Genomic DNA, 18,215 nt, shown 5'->3' with positions numbered 1-18,215 from the left:
GTATGCATACGTTAGAAAAAATTAAAGTAGCGGCGTTAGATGACTTAACACCCTTAATCGGTAAAAAAGTCATTGTGAAAGATAAACAAATTGGATTGTTCCTTACAGAAGATGGCACAATCCATGCGATTAATAATGTGTGTCCGCATAAACAAGGACCATTATCTGAAGGGACAGTCGCAGGTCATACTGTATTCTGTCCGCTTCACGACTCACAAATCGACTTGAAAACAGGTTTAGTCCAAGATCCTGATGAAGGTTGTGTAGAAGTCTATACAGTAGAAGTTGAAGATGGAGATGTATATTTATGGTTGTAAGCACGACCGGTCACGTGTACTTGGTCGGTGCTGGACCAGGCAATCCTAATTTATTAACACGTAAAGCAGAACATTTAATCCGTACTGCGGACATTGTCCTTTACGACCGATTAGTGAATCCGTTTATCTTACAGTTGGCACCACCAGGTATTGAAATTGTCGATGTAGGTAAAAAACCTTATAGCCGACACATTCAACAAGGTGAAATCAATGACATCATTATTGATGCTGCTTATAAACATCAAAGGGTCGTACGTCTTAAAGGAGGCGACCCTGCGATTTTTGGGCGTGTGCAAGAAGAAGTAGAGGTCTTAAAATCTCACAATATTCCATGTGAAATTGTCCCTGGCATTACGACTGCCAGTGCGGCTTCAGCTACTTTAGGTATCGGTTTAACAAGTCGCAACGTGTCTAAAAGCGTGACCTTCACAACAGGAAGCTTTAAAGATTCAAAAGAAGAAGAGATTGATATCGCATCGTTAATTGATGGCGGTACGTTAGCCATCTACATGGGAATCAAACGGCTTCACAAAATTATTGAACAAATTTATCGACAAGTCGGCAAAGACTATCCGATTTGTGCGATATTCAATGTTTCTTATGCGAATCAAGTGATTATTCGCGGTCATCTGTCTTCTATCGAGGAAGAGGTGCGCGAGGCTGCACCAGAAGATGCGCCAGGTATCTTATTAGTCGGTGATGCGATGGCACTTACAGATGGTGCAACGTATATTGAATCAGATCATTTACCTGAGTATTTCGGTAAACAGTGTATCGTTACCGGTGATAGAGAAGCGGCGATTGAAAAAGCATTTGAGATCTACGATGCGGGTGGTTGGGCGATGATTGATCCAAACAGCGCAGACACCTATCATCAAAGTCAATTAGACTTAATCTATCGTTTTATGCAGATGGATGATATTACTGAAATTGTGAAAGCTTAAATTAACATAAAAAGGCAGTGTACTTAGCGTTAAAAGTACACTGCCTTCTTCTGTGTTCAGGGTATATTTTATTCAGTTATTGTTTCCGTTGTTTGTGCTTCTCTTTCTTGCATTTTATGGATATGACCTTCTCCCCAACTACATAATGAAGTTAAGATGTTATTTAAACTGGTGCCATAATCTGATAATTCATATTCAACTTTTGGCGGAACTTGTTGATAAACAATACGATTAATAATTTGGTCGCGTTCTAATTCTCTTAATTGTTGTGTCAGCATTTTCTGTGTGATTTGAGGGATTGCGTGTTTAAGTTCAGAAGTGCGCATCGTTCCTTCATCTTTAAGATGACATAAGATAACGGGTTTCCATTTGCCCCCGATGACATCAATGGTTGCTTCAACGCCGATATTATAGTCTTTCATATTCTGCACATCCTTTTAAGTATAGGCACTAAAAAGTACCTATCATACTTTTTGGTATCTATCGCACATTAAAGTGCGTACTTCCTATTGTGAAACTTTGAAATTATAATAACACATATCATAAAAAAAGGAAGGGATTTGAGTATGAAAAAGAACCGTTTGGCGATACTTGCGTTAGCTGTTTCTGCATTTGCAATTGGGATGACTGAATTTATCAGCGTTGGATTATTACCCCTGATTCAGCGTGAATACAATATTACGATTGCTTTGGCCGGTTTAACGGTTTCAATGTATGCGTTAGGCGTTACAATTGGTGCGCCTGTTTTAACACCTTTGACGAACAAAATGAAAAGAAAGCATTTATTGCTTGGGATTATGTTGGTATTTATTTTGGCAAATGGCGCGGCAGCATTTTCTGTCACTTTCAGCATGTTGTTAGCGATGCGCATCTTATCTGCTTTGATGCATGGTGTGTTTATGAGTGTAGCGACTGCGATAGCGAGTGACTTAGTTACACCAGATAAACGGGCAAGTGCCATTGCGATGATGTTTACGGGTTTGACTGTTGCGACCATAACAGGGGTGCCATTTGGAACTTGGATTGGGCAACAATTCGGTTGGCAAATGTCCTTTATCGCCATTATGGTGATTGGGTTCATCAGTTTAATCGCAAATATGATTTTTGTTCCGAATGATTTAACAGAATATGATCAAGCCCCGATGTCTGAGCAACTTAAAGTATTTAAAAATCCATCCCTATTACTTGTCTATCTCATTACAGCTTTGGGATATGGCGGAACATTTGTTGTGTATACCTATCTCACAACGTTATTAACAAAAAGTATGGGCTATGGAGAATCGTCTGTCGTGATAATCTTAATCTTATACGGTGTGATGGTCGCAATAGGTAATACGTTAGGCGGAAAGTTGACGAATCGTGAACCTGTGCGCATGTTAATTGGTATTTTCGTTATGCAAGCATTGATTTTATTGCTTGTCGGTGTGACTGAACATTTTCATATTTTAGGATTAATTTCAGTGTTGCTGATGGGATTATTCGCATTTATGAATGTGCCTGGTTTACAATTAATCGTGGTATTGCTTGCTGAAAAAGATAATCCGGCGACAGTGAACTTTGCTTCTAGTATTAATATTTCAGCGTTTAATATTGGAATTACGTTAGGATCAGTTATTGGCGGGTATGTATTAGAGCAATATTCTATTAGTGCGACACCATATTTCGCATTCGTGATGGTGATCCTTGCGAGTGTACTGATGTACGGCTTACACAAGCAACCTAAAATTAAAACAGCTTTTAATTCATAAAAAGAGAGGAAAATGAATATGGAATATAAAACATTAAATGGAAAAAATAACGCTATGCCTGTATTAGGTTTAGGCGTATTTAGAGTAGAAAATGATGATACAGCGAAAGAAGCTGTGAAACACGCAATTATCAGCGGTTATAGAAGTATTGATACAGCGGCTATTTATGGTAACGAAGAAATGGTAGGCCTTGGTATTAAAGAAGGTCTTGAAGCAACAGGTATTTCTCGTGATGAGTTATTTATCACTTCTAAATTATGGATGGATAGTTATGGACGTGAACACGTTGAAAAAGGCTATCAAGCATCATTAGATAAACTTGGTTTGGATTATTTAGATTTATATTTAATCCATTGGCCAGGTTTAGATGAATCATTAATGATTGAAACTTGGAAAGGGATGGAAGATTTATATCGTGCTGATAAAGTGAAACATATTGGCGTTTCTAACTTTAATATTGAACACTTAGAAGCTTTGAAAGCACAAACGTCAATTAAACCGGAAATTAACCAAGTTGAATTCCAACCTTATTTGACACAAGCATCACTTAGAGATTACTTGAAAAAAGAAGGGATCCAAATGGAGTCTTGGTCTCCATTAATGAACGGTGATATCTTAAAAAATGACATCGTGAATGCTATCGCAAAGGAACACGGTAAGTCACCTGCACAAATCGTGATTCGCTGGAATATTGAAAATGATGTTGTAGTTATTCCTAAATCTATTACGCCTTCACGTATTGAAGAGAATATCGATGTATTTGATTTTGCATTAACGCCAGAAGAAATCGAACAAATTTCATCATTGAATGAAGATAAAAGAATGGGACCTGATCCTTTAGAATTTACAGGAGAATAACATAGATAAAGTTATGAAGCGGTACTTCTCATTGAGGGGTACTGCTTTTTTTAATGCGTCAAAAACATAGGGAATCCCCTCTAGGTTATAGGTGAATCCCTAATACCTCTTATATATCAGAAATCGTACAATAAAAGTAAGTTGAAAAAATAGTAAACAAGATTATGAAGTTAACAGCCTAGTGCGTAAAGTAATTGAGATGAGAGGATGTTAGAGATGGCAAAATTTGGATTAAACTTCTTTAAGCCGACAGAAAGATTTAATGGGAATTGGTCTGTACTCCAAGATAAAAGCAGAGAATGGGAAAAAATGTATCGTGAACGTTGGAGTCACGATAAAGTAGTCAGAACAACACACGGGGTGAACTGTACAGGTTCATGTTCTTGGAAAGTATTCGTTAAAAACGGTGTCATTACATGGGAAAACCAACAAATCGACTATCCGAGCTGTGGTCCAGACATGCCTGAATTCGAACCGCGTGGATGTCCGCGTGGGGCGTCATTCTCTTGGTATGAATACAGCCCGTTACGTGTACGCTACCCATACATCAGAGGTAAATTATGGGAACTATGGACAACTGCTTTAGAAGAAAATGAAGGCAACATGGTAAAAGCATGGGGCTCTATTGTAGAAAATGAAGAAAAAGCTAAAATCTATAAAAATGCACGTGGTAAAGGCGGACACATTCGTGTGGCATGGAAAGATGTATTGCAGCTGATTGCGGCACAACTTCTTTATACGATTAAGAAAGACGGTCCAGACCGTATTGCAGGTTTCACACCGATTCCAGCAATGTCTATGTTGAGTTATGCATCAGGAGCACGTTTCATTAACTTGCTTGGTGGAGAAATGTTAAGTTTCTATGATTGGTATGCCGATCTTCCACCTGCATCACCGCAAATTTGGGGTGAACAAACAGACGTACCTGAATCAAGTGACTGGTATAACTCAAGCTACATTATTATGTGGGGTTCAAACGTACCATTAACACGTACTCCAGATGCCCACTTTATGACAGAAGTTCGATACAAAGGGACAAAAGTTGTTTCAGTCGCACCGGACTATGCTGAAAACGTAAAATTCGCGGATAACTGGTTAGCACCAAACCCTGGTTCTGACGCAGCGATTGCACAAGGTATGACGCATGTCATCTTACAAAAATATTATGTCGATGAACCTTCTGAAATGTTCGTCAACTACGCGAAACAATATACAGATATGCCGTTCTTAATTATGTTTGATAAACATGAAGATGGTTTTAAAGCAGGGCGTTTCTTACGTGCAAGCGACTTAGGTATGGAATCGGAAAACAATGAATGGAAGCCAGTCGTATTAGATAATGAATCTAAACAAATTATCGTACCGAACGGTACAATGGGCCAACGTTGGGAAGAAGGCAAACAATGGAACTTGAAACTAGAAAATGAAGACGGTTCTAAAATCGACCCAGCTTTAACAGTAGCTGACGATGATTATGAAATTGAAATCATGAAATTCCCTTACTTCGATAATGCAGGCAACGGTATTTTCGAACGTCCGATTGCGGCACGTAAAGTGACTTTAGCAAACGGTGAAACAACATACGTTGCGACAGTTTATGACTTAATGACAAGCCAATACGGTGTACGTCGTTTCGGTCATGAATTAGAAGCCAAAGGTTATGACGATGCTGAAACAGAATACACACCAGCATGGCAAGAAAAAATAACAGGTGTTAAACAAAAAGTTGTAACACAAGTAGCTGAAGAATTTGCGCAAAACGCCATCGATACAGGCGGCCGTTCAATGATTATCATGGGTGCAGGTATCAACCATTGGTTCAACTCAGACACGATCTATCGTTCAGTCTTGAACTTAGTGATGCTTTGCGGATGTCAAGGTGTTAACGGCGGCGGTTGGGCCCACTATGTTGGTCAAGAAAAATGTCGCCCGATTGAAGGATGGAGTACACTTGCTTTCGCGAAAGACTGGCAAGGTCCGCCACGTTTACAAAACGGTACAAGCTGGTTCTATTTCACAACAGACCAATGGAAATATGAAGAGTCTGGTGTCGATAAATTAGCATCTCCGTTAGCTGAAAATATCAAACATCAACATCCAGCTGACTATAATGTTACAGCTGCACGTTTAGGATGGCTGCCATCTTATCCGCAGTTTGACACAAACAGCTTGAAGTTCGGTGAAGAAGCAAGAGATGCGGGAGAATTCACTAACGAAGCCATTTTAAAACGAGCAGTTGATTCTGTGAAAAACCGCGAAACAAAATTTGCGGTTGAAGATCCGGATTTACGTAAAAACCATCCGAAATCATTATTTATCTGGCGTTCTAACTTATTATCAAGTTCAGCAAAAGGTCAAGAGTACTTCATGAAACATATGTTAGGTACAAGTTCTGGCTTGCTTGCTGAAGCGAATGAAACAGATAAACCTGAAGAAATGATTTGGCGTGATGAAGTACAAGGTAAATTAGATTTGATTGTCGCATTAGATTTCCGTATGACATCAACACCATTAAAAGCAGATATCGTTTTACCAGCCGCAACTTGGTATGAAAAACATGACTTATCATCAACAGATATGCATCCATTTGTTCACCCATTCAATCCAGCGATTGATCCATTATGGGAATCACGTTCAGACTGGGATATCTTCAAATCATTAAGTAAGTCATTCTCTGACTTAGCGAAAGTGCATATGCCAGGTACATTCAAAGATGTTGTGACATCACCATTAGCACATGACTCTAAACAAGAAATTGCGACACCATACGGCAAAGTCAAAGACTGGACGAAAGGTGAAGTTGAAGCCATTCCTGGTAAAACAATGCCTGGCTTTGCGGTCGTTGATCGTAACTACACGCAAATCTATGACAAATTTGTTTCTGTAGGTCCATTACTTGAAAGTTCGAAATTAGGTGCACATGGTGTCAGCTTCCCAGTGAAGAAACAATATGAAGAAACAAAAGATATTGTAGGAACTTGGAATGACGATACAGTGAAAGACGGTTTACCACGAATTGATACAGCAAGACGCGCTGCAGATGTTGTATTAAATATATCTTCAGCAACAAACGGTGAATTATCTCAAGCATCTTATAAAGATTTAGAAGAAAAAACAGGTATGCCTTTAACTGATATTTCAAGTGACCGCAGTGCTGAAAAGATTACATTCTTAAATATCACATCACAACCACGTGAAGTGATTCCGACAGCGGTATTCTCTGGATCAAATAAAGGGAAGAAACGTTATTCACCATTTACAACGAATATTGAACGCTTAGTACCGTTTAGAACATTAACTGGACGTCAAAGTTACTATATTGATCATGAAATCTTCCAGCAATTTGGTGAAAGCTTGCCAGTATACAAACCGACATTACCACCGATGGTCTTTGGTTCTAAGGATAAGAAAGTCATCGGCGGCCAAGACAACTTAGTCTTAAGATATTTAACGCCGCATGGTAAATGGAATATCCACTCGACATATCAAGATAACCAACATATGTTGACATTATTCCGAGGCGGTCCAGTGGTTTGGCTTTCTAAAGAAGATGCAGAAGCACATGATATTAACGATAATGATTGGTTAGAAGTTTATAACCGAAACGGTGTTGTTACAGCAAGAGCTGTCACATCACACAGAATGCCGAAAGGAACTATGTTTATGTACCACGCACAAGATAAACATATCCAAACACCGGGTTCTGAAATTACAGGTATGCGCGGCGGTTCACATAACGCACCGACACGTATCCACTTGAAACCGACACAATTAGTTGGCGGCTATGCGCAAATCAGTTACAGCTTCAACTATTACGGTCCAATTGGTAACCAAAGAGATGTTTATGTAGCAGTGAGAAAGATGAAGGAGGTAGATTGGCTTGAAGATTAAAGCACAAGTAGCCATGGTATTGAACTTAGACAAATGTATCGGGTGTCACACTTGTAGTGTCACTTGTAAGAACACTTGGACAAACCGTCCGGGTGCAGAATATATTTGGTTTAATAACGTAGAAACAAAACCAGGTGTCGGATATCCGAAACGCTGGGAAGACCAAGAGAAATATAAAGGTGGTTGGACATTAAACAAAAAAGGCAAATTAGACTTAAAATCGGGCAGCCGCTGGTCTAAGATTGCTTTCGGTAAAATCTTCTACAACCCTGATATGCCAGTCATTAAAGACTACTACGAACCTTGGACTTACAACTACGAACATCTGACAACTGCGAAAGCAGGCAAACACTCACCAGTTGCGACAGCACACTCAGTGATTTCTGGAGATAAAATGGATTTACACTGGGGTCCAAACTGGGAAGATGATTTAGCCGGCGGACATGTGACTGGACCAGAAGATCCGAACATCCAACGCATTGAAGAAAAAATTCAATTCGACTTTGACCAAACGTTCATGATGTATTTACCACGTTTATGTGAACACTGCTTAAATCCAAGCTGTGTGGCATCTTGTCCATCAGGTGCAATGTACAAACGTGATGAAGACGGTATCGTTCTTGTTGACCAAGAGGCTTGTCGCGGATGGCGTTACTGTATGACAGGTTGCCCATACAAAAAAGTTTACTTCAACTGGAAAACAAACAAAGCTGAAAAATGTACATTCTGTTTCCCACGTGTTGAAGCAGGTTTACCAACAGTATGTTCAGAAACTTGTACAGGTCGTATGCGTTATTTAGGTGTATTATTGTATGATGCTGACCGTGTTCATGAAGTGGCATCAACTGAAAATGAACAAGACTTATACGAAAAACAATGTGATTTATTCTTAAATCCTTATGATGAAGAAGTGATTGAACAAGCATTGAAAGACGGCGTATCAATGGAATGGATCGAAGCAGCACAAAACTCACCTGTTTATAAACTAGCAATCGAATACAAATTAGCATTCCCATTACACCCTGAATACCGTACTTTACCAATGGTTTGGTATTGCCCGCCATTAAGCCCAATCATGAACTACTTCGAAGGTAAAGATTCAATCAAGAACCCAGACGCAATCTTCCCAGCGATTGAAGAAATGCGTTTACCGATTGAATACCTTGCGAGCTTATTAACAGCTGGCGATACGAAAGCCGTGAAAGAAGCATTGCAACGTATGGCAATGATGAGAAGTTATATGCGTTCACAAGTGACAGGCAAAGACTTTGATTTAGACCGTTTAGACCGACTTGGTTTAACTGAGCGTCAAACGAAAGATATGTATCGCTTATTAGCCATTGCGAAATATGAAGATCGTTTCGTGATTCCAACGTCTCACAAGGAACAATATATGGACACTTATGCAGCACAAGGCAGCCAAGGTTATGAATTCAGTGATAATGCAATCGGCGGAAGCGGTTGTGAAGGCTGTGGTTCACCAGTAGCGATGAAACCGGGACAAACTGGACAAGAAGCATATAATGAAAGCTTCTATGGAGGGATTTTCCGTGATTAACCTGAATAACTTCTATAAATATCAAGAGTCAATCGGGTATTTTGCGCAACAATTGAACTTTCCTGAAAAGTTAACGTTCCATCCTAAGACATTTGATGACGTTTTCGATAGTCACCATCCAGCATATGCTGAGATGGTGGAATATCGCGAACGCATTCTAAGTTATCCGTTGACTGAAATTAAACAGCTGTATACAGATACATTTGATTTTAATAAAGAAGCACCGCTCTATATGACTTACAATAAATTTGATACGCAAAAAGAACGTGGTCAAATGTTAGCTAAATTAAAAGTCCTTTATGAAATGTTCGGACTGGATATGGTCGATAATGAGCTTTCAGACTTTTTACCGCTTATGCTTGAATTCTTATATGCAGCACAATGGCAAAATGATGATCGTGCAGAAGGCAATATTGAATTCATTATTATGGTCATTGAAGATGGCACATTTGCGATGCTGAATCAATTAAAAGAAATGGATAGTCCGTATGCACCTTTGATTAAAGGCTTAAGAGAAACACTCAAATTATGTTTACAACCTAGTGAAGAGGTGACACCGCATGCTTAATCAATTTTTGTGGGTCATATACCCATATTTATGTATTGCTATCTTTATCCTCGGTCATATTGCCCGCTTTAGATATGACCAATTTTCATGGACAGCAAAATCTAGTGAATTTATTGAAAAGAAACGTTTGAAGTGGGGCAGTTTGTTATTCCACTTAGGCATCATTCCAGTAGCTGCTGGGCATTTTGTCGGTTTAGTGATTCCACCCTCATGGATCAGTTCAATGGGCATCAGCCATGAAATGTACCATTTCGGCGCTGTATATATCGGCAGTATTTTTGGTATAATAACATTGATTGGAATGTTTTTATTAACGTCACGCCGTGTATCAGTGAAGAATATCAGACATCTTAGTTCTGCATCAGATATGGTTGTGAACTTTTTCTTGTTGATTCTTGTCTTTATGGGGTGCTATGCAACATTAGTAACAAATGCGGTAATGCCAGATTTTGATTATAGATCAACAATTTCTGTATGGTTCAGACAATTATTCACATTTGGACCAGATGCAAATTTAATGACAGAAGTTCCATGGTCATTTAAACTTCATGTATTGCTCGGTTTTGGTATCTTTGCGTTATGGCCATTCACACGATTGGTTCATGTGTGGAGTGTACCATTAACTTACGCAAACAGAAGTTATATCATTTACCGTAAAAACAAAGTCAAATATAGATAGGAGGAGACAATTTGAATAGTGTAGTTGCGACGGGTTTCTTTAATTATCAAGCTGCTTTGGAAGAAATCAGAGAAGAAGAACAGTTTGATTTTGCGGCGATTGCTTTGCCTGAAGATGATACGCATAGTGCAGTCATCAAATGGAGACATGTATCAGGCAATCTTAATAATCGCTATCAGCTGATTGTCTTGCGTCCTGGCAAAGGATTGGCTGGTCTGGTTATCCGAACTGGCTCTAGAATGGTGATTGATGATGTTGATACTGTGCTGAGTCCGAATGACAAGCTCAGTTATCCGATTGTATTGAGCGAATCATTGACCGCAATGGTTGCCATTCCTTTATGGCATGACAATCGTGTGTATGGTGCACTGTTATTAGGACAACGTAATGGTCGTCCTTTGCCTGAAGGCAGTGAAGAGATTCGCATTAATCACAGGTTAGGGAGTTTTAGAGATGAAATCAATTGATAACCGTGAAAAATTACAGGAATTATTGACGCAGTATTATTTGAACACGAATGAAAAAATGGTGTTTTTAAATAAAGCAGGTCAAGTGATTGCGTTGAATGAAGCGGCGGAAGAGGTCTTTTCTGAAGAAAATGATTATAGTCAAATGACGAATGCCATCTGCAAGCGATGCGAAGGTTATTCAAATGAGTTTGATCTGATGTCATGTGAAAATTGCTTCTTAGAAGCATTAGAAATCGGAAATGGCAGCTTCCAAGTCTTTATGCGTACGCGAGATAATAAAATTGAACCTTATACTGCTTCATACGAAATCATCGATAAAGCCAATGAAATTTATGCATTTACACTACACAATGTTTCTCCTCAGATTGAACGACAAGATAAGCGTTACCAACGTTTGATGATGCAAAAAACAATTTCAGCACAAGAAAACGAAAGAAAACGGATCTCCAGAGAATTACATGATGGTATCGTCCAAGAATTAATTAATGTAGACGTTGAATTGCGTTTATTGAAATATCAACAAGATAAAGATGAAATGATTGATAATTCTAAGCGTATTGAAGGTATTATGTCACGATTAATCGACGATGTGCGTAACTTATCTGTAGAGCTGCGTCCATCTTCATTAGATGACTTAGGACTAGACGCGGCGTTCCGTTCTTACTTTAAACAGTTTGAGAAGAATTACGGTGTGCATATTGCGTATCATACAGACTTTTCAGCACAACGTTTTGACAGCGAAATCGAAACAGTTGTGTATCGTGTGGTACAAGAAGCATTATTTAATGCATTGAAATACGCACAAGTAGACACAGTTTACGTTTCCTTACACTTAGGAGAATCATCTATTATCGCTGAAGTGAGCGATCACGGTATGGGTTTCAATATCGGCGATAAAGCGAAAGGGACTGGACTTGGTTTATTCGGCATGAATGAACGTGCTGAATTAGTCGATGGTTCGGTTAATATTGATTCACAAGTGGGACGTGGTACAATTGTGACGTTAGAAGTTCCAATAACTGATAAACGATAGGAGACTTGATGTTGAGAATTGTTATTGCAGATGATCACGCAGTGGTAAGAACAGGTTTCTCTATGATCTTGAATTTCCAAGAAGATATGGAAGTCGTGGATACTGCTGCTGAGGGTGTTGAAGCATACCAAAAAGTGATGCAGCATCGCCCTGACGTGTTAATTATGGATTTAAGCATGCCGCCAGGGGAGTCAGGTTTAATTGCGACAAGTAAAATTATGGAGAGTTTTCCTGAAACGAAAATACTCATTTTAACAATGTATGATGATGATGAATATCTTTTCCATGTGTTAAGAAATGGCGCGAAAGGTTATATTTTAAAGAACGCACCAGATGAACAATTGATTTCAGCGGTGCGTACGGTCTATCGCGGAGACACTTATATTGACCCTAAAATGACAACATCGTTGGTGAATGAATTTGTGAATCATTCAGAAAAAGATGGTAAAAATACGAATGATCCATTTCGTATTTTATCTAAACGGGAATTAGAAGTATTGCCTTTAATCGCAAAAGGCTATGGGAATAAGGATATTGCGGAAAAATTGTTTATTTCAGTAAAAACTGTAGAAGCACATAAAACGCATATTATGCAGAAGTTAGAGTTGAAATCCAAACCAGAATTAGTGGAGTATGCTTTAAAGAAAAAATTGCTTGATTTTTAAAATAGGAATGCCATTGAACTCATCAAAACAGATGGGTTCTTTTTTTATACAAAGCCGAACAATGTGAAGAGATGTGACTAATATGTGAAAAAAGCATGATAAAAAGCGTCTCAAATACGTGTAATCTCAACAAAATAAAGGGATTAGGGAAAAGCCGAATGATTTAAGGGAATGCCCTTATGTTCAATAATTCACCTAAATAATACACTATTAAGTGTAAGCAGTATCTTTAACTGATGAATAAAATAACTTCGACTCAAAAATACATCAGGGGGATACTGCTGCTCTTATTAATATGATATGAAAATGTAATGTTAGGGTGAAAAAAATGAACAAATCTAGAGGCGGTTTACAGTTAACCATCCAAACACTAAGTTTGGTTGCCGGCTTCATGGTCTGGAGTATCATTGCACCATTGATGCCGCTGATTTCAGAAGACATTAAAATTACGAGCAGACAAATTTCGATTGTACTCGCAATCCCAGTTATTTTAGGTTCCATTCTTCGAATCCCATTTGGTTACTTAACGAATATTATTGGTGCAAAATGGGTCTTCTTCTCAAGTTTTATTATTCTATTAGTACCTATCTTTTTATTAAGTTCAGCAACATCAGTCAATATGTTAATGATTGCAGGTTTCTTCTTAGGGGTAGCAGGTGCAACCTTCTCAGTAGGGGTAACATCATTACCTAAATACTTCCCTAAAGAAAAAGTCGGTTTAGCGAATGGGATTTACGGTATGGGTAACTTAGGGACAGCCGTATCTTCATTCTTAGCGCCACCTTTAGCAGGTGTGATTGGTTGGCAATCAACAGTAAGACTTTACTTAATTTTAATGGCAGCTTTCGCCATCTTAATGTTCTTCTTAGGTGATGCCAAAGAACCTAAAGTCAAAGTGCCGTTTGTAGCACAAGCGAAAGATTTATTAAAAGACTTACGTTTATACTATTTAAGCTTATGGTATTTCATCACGTTCGGTTCTTTCGTCGCATTCGGTATCTTCTTACCCAAATACTTAGTAGATCATTTCAATCTTACTTCAGTAGACGCAGGTATCAGAGCAGGGGTCTTTATTGCGATTGCGACATTGCTTAGACCATTAGGCGGTATTATCGGAGACAAAATTGATGCGGTTATGGCATTGAAAGTCGACTTTATTATTATGATTATCGGTGCGGTCTTATTAGGTATTTCAGATGGTATTTTATTATTCACAATCGGCTGTTTAACAATCAGCGCATGTGCGGGTATTGGTAATGGTTTAGTATTCAAATTAGTACCGCAATACTTCCACAAAGAAGCAGGTGTCGCAAATGGTATCGTTTCAATGATGGGTGGTCTTGGCGGATTCTTCCCACCATTAGTAATCACATACGTGACAAGCTTAACAGGTACAAGCCACTTAGCTTTCATCTTCCTAGCTTTTTTCGGAGTGATTGCGTTTATCACAATGTGGCACTTAGGCAAGAGAAACCGTTCGCTTGCGACAAAATAAGAGCGGTATGGATGAATGAACATGTAAATATTGAAGACGTATGGGCCATGAACAACAGATGTTGATGGCCCTTAGTCATGGACAAAAAGAGGACGAGAGAAAATAAATTTCTTTCGTCCTCATTTCAATTATTTGATTGTATGAAGGTGATTGTTGGATTCGCGTTCACGATTAATTTTACGTGTCGTCATAATTAATGCGGCAAATGCGATACTGACACTCAACATGGAGGAGCCGCCATAACTAAGCAGCGGCAAAGTCACACCTGTTAATGGAATGGTCCCTGAAACACCGCCGATATTGACAAAGGCTTGGATGAAAATATAGCTGCCGATGCCAACACAAATCAGTTTATAGAAATGATTGGATGTACGGTTGGCATAAATTAAACTTTTAACGACAATGATGCCATAGAGCCCTAAGACTATCAATACACCGATTAAGCCTAACTCCTCAGACAGCACAGTAAAAATAAAGTCTGTATGCGGTTCTGGCAAGTAACCGAGTTTTGAAACACCGTTGCCTAAGCCTTTACCAAATAGGCCGCCATTCCCAATAGAAATTAAAGCACTTGTAAGTTGATACCCATCGTTGCTTTCGTATTTGAATGGATTTAAGAATACCGCAATACGTTTGATTCTGTAGATGTTCTTCGTATCAAACAATAATGTGTAAATCAAATACATGACAACAGGCAACACTGCGATACCGAAGATTTGAACTTTAATCTTGTTCTTAATATCAGAGTAAAGTAAAATACAGCCAATAATTGCGACAGTTAACATTGTGCCGCCTAAGTCACCTTGCAACAGTACAAGGACAAGGCCGAGACCTAATAAGAGTAACGGTGGAATTAAATGGTTAATTTGATAATCACGTTTTCTGCTTAAGCGTCGATCGATAATGTATGAGAAATAAAAGATAGAAGCGAGTTTTAAAAACTCTGAAGATTGGAGACTGAAAAATCCTAAGTTCAGCCAGTTTTTGGAACCGTTGATTTCTTTACCTACTAATAAAGTTAAAGCAAGTAGGGCAAATGTGACGAACAACATCACGATTTGAACATTTGGCAATTTAAAGAAATCGATTCTGACAAACAGAGAGAAAAAGATAATTAAAAGTCCAATCACAAAATAAATGGCTTGGCGTTTCATGAAGTGGTCGCTGGAGACAGGATAGCCACCAGTTAAAGAACCTCTTGAAGCGGGGACCATACTGGCACTAAACACCATGACAATCCCAATTAATCCAAGCAAGAAAAAGGTTACGATCAAACTCAGATCCACACCTTTGGTTGCGTTACGCAATGTTCTGAGAAATTTCTTCAATTTTAGTCACCTCTAAGATTGTCTGTTTTCCTTAAACACGATGTGAAATATAATGCATTAAATATCTATTATATAGATTTCGTTTACAATTATCCACCTTTTATAGATAAAACCAGAATTGAAATGTTGGTAGGGGATAAAACATGAGCGTGCATAAAAAAAGAAGCCTTGAAATAAGTTCAAGACTTCTTGATAAAACATAGCTTCACACAAGCTTTATCTTTTATTTTACGGTATCATAATAACGAATGTTGTCTGAAATTTCTTTAAGATAGAAGTTGCCTTTTGGTTCTGCTTCTAATTCAGTTTCAGCATCAAATTCAAGGTTGTCGAAGCGTTTGAAGAATGATTCATAAGCTTCAACAGATAAGGCTTTGCGGTTTTTCAATTTAGCTTGGTGTGCTTCGACATCAAGTGCATCTTTAAAACCGTCTGCAAGTGTTGCGGTGAAGAATTCACCTACTGAACCAGAGCCATAGCTGAATAGACCGATGCGGTCTCCGCTATTTAAGTCATGGTTTTCAAGTAATGAAATCAAGCTGAGATAAAGTGAACCTGTATAGATATTTCCGACATAACGGTTATACTCCGTCGCAGATTTGTAGCTGTCATTTAATCTTGCTTGTGTATCTTCTGAGGCACTATCTGTTAGAATAGAATCAAGTGCTTTTTGACCCATTTTTGTGAATGGTACATGGAAGCATAACGCAGCAAAGTCAGACAATGATTTATGATAACGTTTCGCGTATTCGTTCCAACTTTCTTGGAAAGAATGGATATAAGCATCTTTAGATAATTTACCGTCAACAAGCGGGTAAATTTCACCAGATGGTCTCCAGAAATCGTAAACGTCTTCTGTAAATGCAACTGAATCATCATGTAATTCAACAATACGCGGGTTATGACTGATTACCATTGCGACTGCACCAGCACCTTGTGTCGGTTCACCGCCGCTGTTTAATCCATAACGTGCAGTATCACTTGCGATAACTAATACCTTTTCATTAGGACGTGGTACTAAATAATCTTTTGCCATTTGAATCGCTGGAGTTGCTGCATAGCATGCTTCTTTCATTTCGAAACAACGCGCAAAAGGTTGAATTCCTAGTAGATGATGAATTTGTACAGCAGACGCTTTCGCTGAATCAATCGCTGATTCAGTAGCGACAATCACCATTGTAATATCTTTCTTGTCTTGTTCTGTCAAGATAGGTTGAGCAGCGTTAGCACCCATCGTTACAATGTCTTGACTGACTGGGCTTACAGCCATTTCAGTCTGACCGATTCCAATTAAATACTTATTTGGATCTACATTGCGTGCTTCGGCTAAATCAGCCATGTCTACGTAAAAGTTCGGAATATAAAAATTAAGTTGGTCGATACCAATTGTCATAAATAACCAACATCCTTTCTTGATATGTTAAATCACTTTAAATCATATCAAAAGAGGGTACAAAAATACAATTTTAAATTAGTAGCTAGTGATAAAAAAGGAGATTAAATTATGAGCAAAATCGCAATTGTTAGTGCAAAACGTACGCCAGTAGGTAAATTCAGAGGAAAATTAAGAGATTATTCTGCAGTACAACTGGGCACCATCGCTTTAGAAGCTGCAATTGAGGCTATCGATCTGCCGAAAGATAAAATCGAAAATGTTATTTTCGGCAACGTATTGCAAGCAGGCAACGGCCAAAACCCGGCACGTCAAATCTTGATTAACGCTGGATTGCCGACAACAACTCCTGGAATGACTATCAACGAAGTATGCGGATCTGGTTTAAAAGCTGTAATCTTAGGTAAACAATTAATTCAATTAGGGGAAGCAAAAGTGGTCGCAGTCGGCGGTGTAGAAAGTATGACGAATGCACCGAAACTTGTCTTGCCTGGACAAGAAAAACCTGTGCCAAGCTTTATGCATGATGGTTTGACTGATGCGTTTGAACATGCACCGATGGGTATTACGGCTGAACGTATTGCGGACAAATATGAAGTGACACGTGAACAACAAGATGCGTTCGCGGTAAATTCACACCAAAAAGCGCATGCAGCTACACAAGCGGGTAAATACCAAGCAGAAATGATTCCGTTAACAGATGCAGATGGAGAAGAAATGACTACAGATGAAGGTATCCGTGGTAATAGTAATGTGGAAAAACTTGCGACCTTAGATACCATCTTTAAAGAAGACGGTACTGTAACAGCGGGGAATGCCTCTAGCATTAATGATGGCGCTTCTGCTTTAATCTTAATGGATGCAGACTATGCACGTGAAAACGGCTATGACATTATGGGCATCTTAGGTGATTATGCAGAAGTCGGTTGTGATCCAGAAATTATGGGGATCGCACCTTACTATGCGGTTTCTAAATTATTAGAGAAAACAAACCAAACGATTGATGATATTGATTTAGTAGAAATGACTGAAGCCTTCTCAGTTCAAAGTATTGCGGTCAAAGATAATTTGAATATTCCTGATGAGAAATTAAATATCTATGGCGGCGCAGTCGCAATCGGTCATCCAATCGGTGCGTCAGGGGCACGTTTAGTCACATCATTAGTTCATGAATTACATCAAGAAAATAAAGGTAACGGTATCGCAACCGCATGTATCGGCGGCGGCTTAGGTATCGCATTAGAAGTTGAAAAAGGAGAGTAATCGTA

16 protein-coding genes are annotated in these 18,215 nt (G+C 38.8%); 13 read left to right on the top strand and 3 right to left on the bottom strand.

What is annotated here, in order from left to right; translation table 11 throughout:
• The first annotated feature begins 2 nt into the window (after positions 1-2).
• Both nirD and cobA read left to right on the top strand, forming a co-directional pair.
• Entirely contained in the window at positions 3-317 is a 315-nt protein-coding gene (gene nirD / locus ACFCT9_RS07315; protein ID WP_002479734.1) for a nitrite reductase small subunit NirD, read from the top strand.
• Positions 308-1,261, top strand: a complete 954-nt coding sequence (gene cobA / locus ACFCT9_RS07310) for a uroporphyrinogen-III C-methyltransferase (RefSeq protein ID WP_412518191.1) — start codon at positions 308-310, stop codon at positions 1,259-1,261. The genes nirD and cobA overlap by 10 nt, the downstream gene beginning before the upstream one ends.
• 68 nt (positions 1,262-1,329) lie before the next feature.
• Here cobA and ACFCT9_RS07305 read toward each other — a convergent pair whose 3' ends face one another.
• Positions 1,330-1,683: a winged helix-turn-helix transcriptional regulator gene (locus tag ACFCT9_RS07305; RefSeq protein WP_412518189.1), complete on the bottom strand. Its 354-nt coding sequence runs from the start codon at positions 1,681-1,683 to the stop codon at positions 1,330-1,332.
• Between the two features lie 144 nt (positions 1,684-1,827).
• Here ACFCT9_RS07305 and ACFCT9_RS07300 point away from each other — a divergent pair, with 144 nt between their 5' ends.
• The 10 genes from ACFCT9_RS07300 (at position 1,828) to ACFCT9_RS07255 (ending at position 14,226) form a co-directional block, all read left to right on the top strand.
• Entirely contained in the window at positions 1,828-3,009 is a 1,182-nt protein-coding gene (locus tag ACFCT9_RS07300) for an MFS transporter (RefSeq protein ID WP_412518187.1), read from the top strand.
• 18 nt (positions 3,010-3,027) lie between these two features.
• Positions 3,028-3,867 (top strand): aldo/keto reductase, encoded by an 840-nt coding sequence (locus tag ACFCT9_RS07295; protein ID WP_412518185.1) that lies wholly within the window; start codon positions 3,028-3,030, stop codon positions 3,865-3,867.
• Between the two features lie 216 nt (positions 3,868-4,083).
• A complete protein-coding gene (locus ACFCT9_RS07290; RefSeq protein ID WP_412518183.1) occupies positions 4,084-7,758 on the top strand; it encodes a nitrate reductase subunit alpha in 3,675 nt (1,224 codons plus the stop codon).
• Positions 7,748-9,316 (top strand): nitrate reductase subunit beta, encoded by a 1,569-nt coding sequence (narH, locus tag ACFCT9_RS07285; protein ID WP_412518181.1) that lies wholly within the window; start codon positions 7,748-7,750, stop codon positions 9,314-9,316. The genes ACFCT9_RS07290 and narH overlap by 11 nt, the downstream gene beginning before the upstream one ends.
• Positions 9,309-9,884, top strand: coding sequence for a nitrate reductase molybdenum cofactor assembly chaperone (locus ACFCT9_RS07280; protein WP_412518180.1), 576 nt, complete (start codon positions 9,309-9,311; stop codon positions 9,882-9,884). The genes narH and ACFCT9_RS07280 overlap by 8 nt, the downstream gene beginning before the upstream one ends.
• Positions 9,877-10,563, top strand: coding sequence for a respiratory nitrate reductase subunit gamma (gene narI, locus ACFCT9_RS07275; RefSeq protein WP_412518178.1), 687 nt, complete (start codon positions 9,877-9,879; stop codon positions 10,561-10,563). Before ACFCT9_RS07280 ends, narI begins: the two co-directional genes overlap by 8 nt.
• 11 nt (positions 10,564-10,574) lie before the next feature.
• A complete protein-coding gene (gene nreA, locus ACFCT9_RS07270) occupies positions 10,575-11,030 on the top strand; it encodes a nitrate respiration regulation accessory nitrate sensor NreA (protein WP_412518176.1) in 456 nt (151 codons plus the stop codon).
• The gene (gene nreB / locus ACFCT9_RS07265; RefSeq protein WP_412518174.1) at positions 11,017-12,066 is read left to right on the top strand and encodes a nitrate respiration regulation sensor histidine kinase NreB; all 1,050 of its coding nucleotides are present in this window, start codon (positions 11,017-11,019) and stop codon (positions 12,064-12,066) included. Before nreA ends, nreB begins: the two co-directional genes overlap by 14 nt.
• 11 nt (positions 12,067-12,077) lie before the next feature.
• Positions 12,078-12,731 (top strand): nitrate respiration regulation response regulator NreC, encoded by a 654-nt coding sequence (nreC, locus tag ACFCT9_RS07260; protein ID WP_412518172.1) that lies wholly within the window; start codon positions 12,078-12,080, stop codon positions 12,729-12,731.
• A gap of 328 nt (positions 12,732-13,059) precedes the next feature.
• Positions 13,060-14,226, top strand: coding sequence for a nitrate/nitrite transporter (locus tag ACFCT9_RS07255; RefSeq protein WP_412518170.1), 1,167 nt, complete (start codon positions 13,060-13,062; stop codon positions 14,224-14,226).
• Between the two features lie 128 nt (positions 14,227-14,354).
• Here ACFCT9_RS07255 and ACFCT9_RS07250 read toward each other — a convergent pair whose 3' ends face one another.
• The gene (locus ACFCT9_RS07250) at positions 14,355-15,554 is read right to left on the bottom strand and encodes an FtsW/RodA/SpoVE family cell cycle protein (protein ID WP_412518168.1); all 1,200 of its coding nucleotides are present in this window, start codon (positions 15,552-15,554) and stop codon (positions 14,355-14,357) included.
• Positions 15,555-15,777: 223 nt separating this feature from the next.
• The gene (locus tag ACFCT9_RS07245) at positions 15,778-16,947 is read right to left on the bottom strand and encodes a hydroxymethylglutaryl-CoA synthase (protein ID WP_412518166.1); all 1,170 of its coding nucleotides are present in this window, start codon (positions 16,945-16,947) and stop codon (positions 15,778-15,780) included.
• A gap of 111 nt (positions 16,948-17,058) precedes the next feature.
• Between ACFCT9_RS07245 and ACFCT9_RS07240 the strand changes: the two genes are divergently transcribed.
• Complete coding sequence (locus ACFCT9_RS07240; RefSeq protein WP_412518164.1) at positions 17,059-18,210, top strand: thiolase family protein; 1,152 nt, start codon at positions 17,059-17,061, stop codon at positions 18,208-18,210.
• Positions 18,211-18,215: the final 5 nt, after the last annotated feature.

This window comes from Staphylococcus simulans (assembly GCF_047037175.1).
GTDB classification, from domain to species: domain Bacteria; phylum Bacillota; class Bacilli; order Staphylococcales; family Staphylococcaceae; genus Staphylococcus; species Staphylococcus simulans_C.
The sequence above is the reverse complement of the archived record's forward strand: the minus strand, read 5'-3'. Positions and strand labels throughout refer to the sequence as shown.

Coding starts and splice junctions, on each gene's coding strand:
- nirD (WP_002479734.1), top strand. CDS start 3: ATGCATACGTTAGAAAAAATTAAAGTAGCGGCGTTAGATGACTTAACA.
- cobA (WP_412518191.1), top strand. CDS start 308: ATGGTTGTAAGCACGACCGGTCACGTGTACTTGGTCGGTGCTGGACCA.
- ACFCT9_RS07305 (WP_412518189.1), bottom strand. CDS start 1,683: ATGAAAGACTATAATATCGGCGTTGAAGCAACCATTGATGTCATCGGG.
- ACFCT9_RS07300 (WP_412518187.1), top strand. CDS start 1,828: ATGAAAAAGAACCGTTTGGCGATACTTGCGTTAGCTGTTTCTGCATTT.
- ACFCT9_RS07295 (WP_412518185.1), top strand. CDS start 3,028: ATGGAATATAAAACATTAAATGGAAAAAATAACGCTATGCCTGTATTA.
- ACFCT9_RS07290 (WP_412518183.1), top strand. CDS start 4,084: ATGGCAAAATTTGGATTAAACTTCTTTAAGCCGACAGAAAGATTTAAT.
- narI (WP_412518178.1), top strand. CDS start 9,877: ATGCTTAATCAATTTTTGTGGGTCATATACCCATATTTATGTATTGCT.
- nreB (WP_412518174.1), top strand. CDS start 11,017: ATGAAATCAATTGATAACCGTGAAAAATTACAGGAATTATTGACGCAG.
- ACFCT9_RS07255 (WP_412518170.1), top strand. CDS start 13,060: ATGAACAAATCTAGAGGCGGTTTACAGTTAACCATCCAAACACTAAGT.
- ACFCT9_RS07245 (WP_412518166.1), bottom strand. CDS start 16,947: ATGACAATTGGTATCGACCAACTTAATTTTTATATTCCGAACTTTTAC.
- ACFCT9_RS07240 (WP_412518164.1), top strand. CDS start 17,059: ATGAGCAAAATCGCAATTGTTAGTGCAAAACGTACGCCAGTAGGTAAA.